This window comes from Candidatus Aminicenantes bacterium (genome assembly GCA_026393795.1).
Classification (GTDB): domain Bacteria; phylum Acidobacteriota; class Aminicenantia; order UBA2199; family UBA2199; genus UBA2199.
The window spans coordinates 1-2604 of the sequence record JAPKZL010000032.1 but is presented as its reverse complement, the minus strand read 5'-3'; the positions used below and the strand labels follow the sequence as shown (position 1 = coordinate 2604).

Genomic DNA, 2604 nt, shown 5'->3' with positions numbered 1-2604 from the left:
GCGGATGAACAGCCGGTAGGTCAGGTAGATCACCAGCCCCGACATCACCACCAGCAGGGCGAATTCAAAAAGACTGATCAACAGACGGGTCACAAACATGTCGCCTCCTTTCAAATCCAGCTGCGCTGGATAAGTACCTTTGAAAACAAATTAACTTGTTTTTAACAAACTAACCCTGCTGCGCAGGATAAGTAACTTAGAAAGCAAATTATCTTGTTTTTTTACTAAATTTATTTGCTTTAAGTTACTAATTTGTTTTAAGGTACTAAAAAAACGGCTCGATAACGTAGCCCTCGTCGTCTTGCAAAGAATCGTAGCTGTTCGAGCTGACCTGGCCGGGTGGGAGCCAGGCCGGTCCGGCCGGATCGATCAGCACGTAATCCACCCCCTGGAAGCGGACGTACATGTCGCCCTTGTTGGGGCTGCAGCGGATGGCCATCAGGTAGTGGTGGGGCAGGGCGATGCCGACCATGCGCACCAGCTCCCAGTTGCCGAGGATGGAGGCCAGCAGCGCCGTCTTGGTGTCGCAGTCGCCCCAGCCGCTCATCAGCGCTTCCAGCGGCGGCAGGATGCCGCCGGTGTTCCGACCGCCCCTGACCTTGGGCGGGATCTCGTAGCGCATGGCCAGCTGCACGAACGAGGTGGCCGCGCCGATGGTGGTCATCGTGTCGTAATGTCCCTGGCCGGCGATGCGGTCGAAGGCGTTGGCCACCTTTTGCAGCCGCGGGATGTTGCGCCTGACCAGGTCGGGCATGTCGACCTGGGCGATGTTCCCCTTCAGTATCTTGAAGCAGCGGCTGGCCATGTAGATATTCAAATTGATCTTGTATTGGCGGTCGATATTCCGGATCAGGGCGTCCAGCTGGGTCTGGGACAGGCGGTGGTTGTTGGCGAAATCGACGGCGTTGTCGTAGGAGCGCTGGTGCTCGGCGTCAAGGCGGCGGAACTCGGCGTCATCGTAGCCGTAGTCGGCGCGGTACTCCTCCAATGCCTGACGCGGGATCTGGTAATTGATCTTCAGAAAATCGCTGTTGAAATTGAAGAAGCCGTACTCGCAGAACAGGATGCCGCTCTTCTCGCCGAGCCGCTGGTAGGCCCGGTCGCTGAGCTTGACCGCCGTGCCTGAAGGCTGCTCGAAGGTCCGCACCGAAGCCTCCGGCAGCCTGGACTGATTCTTTTCCCAGGCCAGGTTGAGAACGATGCAAGTGGCTATAGCCACGCCCAGCCAGAGCCCGGAATAGCGGTAAGCTCCGTTCCAGCGCCAGGTGAAATCGTTCTGCGATTTTTTCACGCATCCATTGTAGGGTTCGCCGGCAAAAAGTCAAGCCTACGCATTGCCTCATCAAAAATCTACTTGAAGAGGGTATCGTTGACTCATATAATAATCTACCCGAAAGAAAACGCTTATGCAAGGACAGGTTTAGTGTAATTGATGGCATAAATAGGCCTCCCTTTATGCTTCTCAAAGATCATTTTATACAGCCTTTCCTGAAGTTTATCGATCGTCCTTTTGAGCTCGAACGGATTCAGTTGGGCATATGTTTTCTGCAGTTTTGCCTTTCGTTCCGCGTCGACCTCCTCCAGATCCAGTAAACGCTGGTAGGGTGTTTTCGGCACATCGTATCGCTTTTTAACTTTAGTCCCGGTTCGTTCTTTACTGACCAGTTTCATTTGCGGGTGGAAGAAGTTCAGATAGAGACGCAGATGCCCATACAGCTCATTGAGCAAAGCCAGTTCCTCCTCGCGGTCGTAGCGATTATACCCGACGAAGTTGCGCACGGCGGTGAAGTTCTTCTGCTCCACATGGCAGTTGTCGTTCTTTTGATAGGACCGGGAACGGGTAAATACGATGCCTTCTTGCTGGCAGTAGGCCAGCAGATGGGAGTTGATGAACTCGGAGCCATTGTCCGAGTCGATCCCCTTCATGGCAAACGGCAGCCGCTTGCGGATGTCCTGAAGAGCATCAAAAACCCAGATTTGCGCCTTGTTGCGCACCGCCTGCATTTCTGTCCAGCCGCTCTTGATGTCGGTGACGTTCAATGTGAAGCAGTAGTCCCCACCTGCATTACCGCCATCATGCCCCACCAGGTCCAGTTCCTCATAGCCCACAGCATCTTCATCCCACTCCACGCCCGAGCGGATGGCGATCTGCTTTTTCAGCAATGTCCCTGGCTTGGTCTTGGAGCGGCATTTCAACTCATGCTTTCTTCTCTCTGTCTTCAGCATTCGGTCAAGTGTAGGCGCGCTGATCCGTACAAGCTTCGCTTCTATGGGCCGCGGAATCGCCTTCTCCTTGAACTGCCTTGCTTTGGCCACCATTGGCTCCAGGCAGCGCTTCAATCGCTTGCCGCACGGATGATCCATCACTTCCCAAAAGCAAACCACATAATCGCGCACCCTATCGTCGTAGATCTTCGGCCGAGGCTGCCGTTGCTTCTTTATCCGTTGCTCGCCTACAATGACCACCGCCTGCTCTCCGCTTGCTGTTCGCCAGTAAACAGGCCGGCCCCAATTGCGCAGGATCGATGCCGCATAGTGTCGGTTGTAACCGATCGCCTGGCAAAACTCATCCAATATATCCCCCTTCTCTCCCCGGCTTGCTTT

At 54.5% G+C, this 2604-nt stretch carries 2 protein-coding genes; both read right to left on the bottom strand.

Features of this window, described 5'->3' with window-relative positions; translation table 11 throughout:
• Nucleotides 1-265 precede the first annotated feature (265 nt).
• Entirely contained in the window at nucleotides 266-1291 is a 1026-nt protein-coding gene (locus tag NTW95_01525; protein ID MCX6556105.1) for a hypothetical protein, read from the bottom strand.
• A 113-nt stretch (nucleotides 1292-1404) separates the two neighbouring features.
• Nucleotides 1405-2604 (bottom strand): transposase (locus NTW95_01520; protein ID MCX6556104.1); only part of this gene is annotated, 1200 nt, incomplete at its 5' end.